This is a genomic window from Caballeronia sp. LZ003 (assembly GCF_031451465.1).
Classification (GTDB): Bacteria; Pseudomonadota; Gammaproteobacteria; order Burkholderiales; family Burkholderiaceae; genus Caballeronia.
In genome coordinates this window covers 1-5,696 of the sequence record NZ_JARUXJ010000267.1, presented here as the reverse complement: position 1 = coordinate 5,696, position 5,696 = coordinate 1, and the positions used below count along the sequence as shown (strand labels likewise).

At 62.3% G+C, this 5,696-nt stretch carries 2 protein-coding genes; both read left to right on the top strand.

Going from position 1 to position 5,696, the window contains the following annotated elements; genetic code table 11:
* The first annotated feature begins 229 nt into the window (after positions 1-229).
* Positions 230-3,007: a type VI secretion system tip protein VgrG gene (locus QCE79_RS38695; protein WP_309854341.1), complete on the top strand. Its 2,778-nt coding sequence runs from the start codon at positions 230-232 to the stop codon at positions 3,005-3,007.
* Between the two features lie 46 nt (positions 3,008-3,053).
* On the top strand, positions 3,054-5,696 hold a 2,643-nt coding region (locus tag QCE79_RS38690; RefSeq protein ID WP_309854338.1), incomplete at its 3' end, for a DUF6531 domain-containing protein.

Here is a 5,696-nt window from a genome sequence, read left to right as displayed (position 1 = left end):
ACGCATTCACGAAGCCCCAAGAAGATACGTACTCGCACCAGTTGTGTGTGAGCAATCGACGCTTCTAAATTCCTGATGATCGGCTCATCTAATCGATTGTCACATTCTGTTGTCGTGCTTTCGGAACAACTGCGCGTGTCGTAGCCTGTTCTCCTCTTCAACCCTCATGGCGTAGGAGATCGTCAGGCGTTACGGCCAGTCATCGTCCTGCGTCGCACGGAAGACTTGAATGGAAGCACAAGCCAAGCCCACCAGCGCACTCGCGCGCTGGATCACCGGGCGTCAATCGTACTTTCTCAAAGTCGGCGGCGCGCCCGAGACGGATAAGTTATCCATTTTCTCAGTCCATGCCGTCGAGCGGCTCGGCGAGCCCTACCGCATTACGCTCGAACTCACCGCCAAGACCGAACTCGCGCGCGCGGACTATCTCGGCAAGCGCGCCAAGTTCACGATCGAGCCGCCCGCCGATAGCGGCGAGCCGCGCATCTTCGACGGCTGTGTAACGCGCTTTACGCGGACCCGCAAGACTCGCGATTTCACTGCGTACCGCCTCATTGTCGAATCGACGCTGGCGCGTCTGAATCTCACTCAGGCGACGCGCATCTATCAGGACATGTCCGCGCCCGAGATCGTCATTGCAATACTCGAGCGTCACCAGTTTCTGCCGCACCAATACTCGCTCAAGCTGCGCAAGTCGTTCCCCAAGCTCGCGTTTCACATGCAGTATCAGATGTCCGACTGGGCATTTTTGCATCTGGTCATGCAGCAGGCCGGACTGTTCTGCTACACGCGCACCAGCAAGTTTGGCGAGGTGGTGCAGTTTGCCGATGACGTGGATGGCTACGTTTATCGCCCAGACGTCACTGTCCCTTATCGTGAGATCTCGGGGCTTCTGTCGGCTCAAGAGGCGATCTATCAGCTCGAGGCGCATAGCCAGCAGATACCGGCATCGGTACGGGTCGCGAATTACAACCCCGCGCTCGCGTGGGAACGGCTCGCCGCCGATATCAACCTCGCGCACGGCGATCAGACCACTTACGGCGAAACCTATACCTACGGCACTCACCACCTCGATGCGGCAAGCGCACAGTGGGAAGCGCGTTTGCGCCATGAGGCGGCGCTCTCGCAGCAAATCAGGTTCGACGGCAAAAGCACCAACCACGACCTGCATGCCGGGCTCGTGGTGCGGGTTGACGAGACGTTGCCGGACGCGCCGCATGGCTTGTTGATGACCGAGGTTATTCACGAAGCAAGCCGCGAGCGGGATTACTTCAACTCGTTCAAGGCGATTCCGTGCGACCGGCCTTACCGTCTACCGCTTGACGAAGCGAACTGGCCCAAGATCGCGGGCACGCTCTCGGCGCGCATTACCACGCGCAGTGAAACCGAGTACGCCCAGCCCAATGCGCAAGGCCATTACACGGTGCGCTTTGACTTCGACTTCGATGACTGGCCGCAAGGTGGCGAAAGCGTACCGCTACGCTTGGCCAAGCCGTTCGCCGGGGCGAACCAGACGGGCTTTCACTTTCCGCTGTTGCGCGAGACGGAGGCCGGTGTCGCGTTTATCGGAGGCGACCCCCGGTTCCCCTACATCGCCCATGTCCATCATCACAGTCAGGCAACCGACCTCGTGATCGGGCGCGACGGCTGGGACACGCGCAACGTCATGCGCACAAGCAGCAATAACAAGCTCAGGCTGGAAGACGAACGCGGCAAGGAAGGCATCAAGCTCTCGACCGAGTACGGCGGCAAGACCCAGTTGAACATGGGCTATCTGGTCGATTCCGAGAGAAAGAAGCGCGGCGAAGGATTCGAACTGCGCTCGGACGATTGGGGTTCGTTGCGCGGCGGCAAGGGTCTGTTCCTGAGCGCTGACAAACAGCCGCGTGCAGGCGCTCAGGCGCTCGATATGTCGGCCGCGCTCGCGCAATTGCAGTCAGCACAAGCGCGCATGCAAAGTCTTTCCGAAGCGGTCAAGAAGGCACAAGCCGTGGTCGCCGACTGCGAGGCACAGAAGACGCTTCTTGAAACGCAACTCAAGGACTTGCAGCAGGCGGTCCTGCTGGCGTCGGCTCCGCATGGTGTGGCGCTCACGAGCGGCGAGCACATGCAGTTCTCGGCGGCCGGGCATCTATTTACCACCACGGGCGGCAATGCAGACGCGGCGATCGGCGGCAATTACACGGTCGCGGCGGGCAATGCGGTGTCGCTCTTCGCGAACACGCAGGGCGTCAAAGTCACCGCCGCGGAAGGCAAGGTGGACGTGCAGGCGCAAGGCGATGCACTCAATCTCGCCGCGCTCAAGGGCGTGACGATCGCAAGCACCGAGGACGCCATCACGCTCACCGCCAAGACCGCACTGACGCTCTACTGCGGTGGCTCATACGTCAAGCTGACCAATACGGGCGTGGAGATAGGCAGCCCCCACGACATCCTGCTGAAGGGGCCGATGCGTATCGGCAAGTCGGCAACCAAACAGAACGCGTTGCCGTTGATGCCCAAGCAGGAGCCGGTCGGCATGCAGTTATGGCACGCCTACCCCAACGGCCAGCCAGTGAAGAACGCGTGGTATCGGGTCGGCTTCCCGGACGGTTCGTCGCGCACAGGAAAGCTCGATGAAAACGGGCGCGGGATGCTGACTGACGTCCCGCGCGGGGGCGGTCATATCCAGTACTTCGAGGATGGTTACGGCTTGCAAAGCGACAAGCGCAAGTGGGCGCAGCCGAAGAACGCGCCGCAAACACCGACGGATCCGAGCACGCCTGGTGAGACCGAAGCCGCACCGCCAAGCTTGACGGGCGCGGCCATGGCGAGCGCCGCGCAGGCGCTCACTCAGGCAGCAGCTCCGCCAGCGCTTCAAGCGCTCGCCTCGCAGGTGCCCGCCTTGGCGCGTGCCGCCGTCTCGGGCGGCGCAAGCGCGGCGGCGCAGACGGCCGTTCGCACTGCGGCGGGTTCGGCAGAGCACGCGCCGATGCCGAGTCTTGCCAAGTCGCTGACTTCGACCTGACCCGCCGCCCAACCTCATAGTCAACACAACAACAACGAACAGAAACATGGCAGCAACGGACACACCCGCAGCACCCGCCCCGCGTCAAATACCGCAAGGCATTAAACAGAACGCTGAAGAACGGCGGCGCATCAGTTACGACATCACGCCCGCGAATCCCGCGCCGAAGACGACGCCGAACCTGACGCAGTTGGGTATCGAATCGGTCGAGAATCACAGCCACGAGATATTCGTTCAGTGCCTCTACATGTTGCCGGTGGTCGGCAACGCGATGTCGCTGTACGACGTCGGGACCGACATCTATGGCATTTGCAGCAGCGCCGAGAAGGCCAGTAGCCTGACGAGCTGGGGCATTCTCGCCATTGACGCTATCGGCGTGATTCCGGCGGCGGGCAATGCCAGCCGGCCGATGCGCGCGGTCGTCAAGGAAGTCCTCCTTGCCTTTGCCAAGGGCGCGGCGGCCTCCGTGCTGGTTGACCTGTTCTGGGCGACGGCGGGCGGCGACGCGGTTGCGTTCATGGAGAAACTCGATCAGAAGCTCACGCAGTGGCGCGAAGAAATCTCGCGCGGCATCTCCGACGCATCGCGCATGGTGCGCCGCTTTGTCGAGAATCCGGTTTCGGCGGCTGAACAAATGGGCCGCATCAAGCACAACGAGGGCTTTTTGTCGTGGGTCCCGTCCGGGGAGACGATCGCGCTGCACGGCATCGATCAGTTGCTGAAGGTATCCGGCCAGCGCACGACCATTCTTAAGTGGCTCGATGAGTTCGACCGCAATCGCGACGCCATGCTCAGGCGCGCGTTCGGCGATGCGGCGACGGCGGGTTCGTTGATCTTCATGGCCGCGCAGATTGTCGAGGAGATCAAGTTCCGCAAGGCACGCAGCACGCCCTCGCATGTTGCGCACGCCGCCCCCGGCACGATGCACGAACCGCACGTCAAGCCCGGCACGCATACCGAGCACACGCAGAAAGGAGCGAAGGCGAGCGACGTGCCCGCTAAGGACGGCTGCGGCTGCCCCGTTACCAAGACCGGCAAACCCGTCGACCTCGTGATGGGTGACGAGAACCTCGAACAAACCGACTTTGCGCTCGACGGCGTCGCGCCGATCGTGTGGACGCGGCGCTATCGGTCAAGCCTTGCCGCTTACGATGACAGCGCGCTCGGCGCACGCTGGACGAGTCCGTATCACCTCTCGCTCGAACAGCGCGACGGCGTGCTTACGTTCTTCGACCCGGACGCGCGCGCCGTGCCCTTGCCGAAAGTTGCGATCGGCGATTCGGTCGAGGTGCCGACGGAACAGTTGACGGTGAGCCGTCCAGATGCGCGCAGCGTGGAGCTTGCCTATGCGGACGGATCGCGCGAACGTTACGAACAGAGCCGCACCCTTGCCGGTTCACGTTATCGGCTTATCTCTCGCATAGGCCGCGATGGTCTCGGTCTGACCTTGTCCTACAACTCGAAGGACGAACTGACGGGCATGACGGACGGCGCGGAGAACACGATCCGCATCGACTACGAGAACGGGCGCGTCGCGGTTATCTACCGGATCGGGTTGCTTGGGAGCGCGGACGAAGCAATCGCCCGCTATGCCTATAGTCCCGAGGGCGACCTGACCGAGCACCGCGACGTGCTCGGCTACGCGCGCAAGTACGTCTATCAGCATCACCTGCTCACGCGCTATACCGACTTCAACGGCAACCCGGCCAACCTCGAATGGGACCCCCGTGGCGCAGACGCGCACACGTCCGCGCAAGCGCGCTGCGTGCGCACATGGATTGCCAAGGACGAGGTGATCGACCGGGAGATAAATATCCATGAGCTCGCACCGAAGCAAGACACGCGTTTCGAGTACCACCGCGAGCACTGGTACACCAAGGTCACGGACGGCGAGGGCAACAGCACGATTCACCGCTACAACCAACATAACCGTATCGTGCTGGTCGAGCATCCCGATGGCACGAGTGAATCGTTCAACTGGAGCGAGAACAACCAGCTCGTCAGCATGAAGAACGCGCTGGGGCAAATTCAGCGCTTCGAGTATGACGTTCAGGGGCGCGTCACGGCCGTGACCGACGCGCTCTCGATGACCACGCGCACCGAGTACAGCGCCGCTGGTCTGCCGGTCAAAGTAACCGACGCCATCGGCGACGTGACGACGACCGATTATGACGCGCTCGGGCGGCCCGTGTCCGTCACCGATCCGGCCGGCCGCACCACGCAATACGCTTGGAACAGCAAGGGGCGCCTGACCGCGCTGACCGACCCCAAGGGCGGCGTGAAGCAGTTCAGCTATGACGCTGCGGGACGGCTGACCCAAGCGACGGACTGTTCGAACAACGCGACGCATTACGGCTACGACGAACGCGGCTATCTCTCACACATAACCGACGCCGAAGGCCATGAAACCCGCTACCGGCGCGACGCGCGCGGGCAGATCAAGACCATCACACGCGCCGATGGCGTCGAGGAACAGTTTCGCTGGGACGGCAACGGCAACCTCGTTGCTTACCGCGATGGCGCGGGCGTTGAAACGCTGTATTGGTACGACGCGCTAAATCAGTTGAGCGTGCGCCAAACCGACGTGAAAGGCGACGATTGGGGCCGCGTCGCGTACCGCTACGACAAGCAGGGGCGGCTAACCACGCTGAACAACGAGAACCACGAATCTACCGAGTTTCGTTATGAC

Coding starts and splice junctions, on each gene's coding strand:
- QCE79_RS38695 (WP_309854341.1), top strand. CDS start 230: ATGGAAGCACAAGCCAAGCCCACCAGCGCACTCGCGCGCTGGATCACC.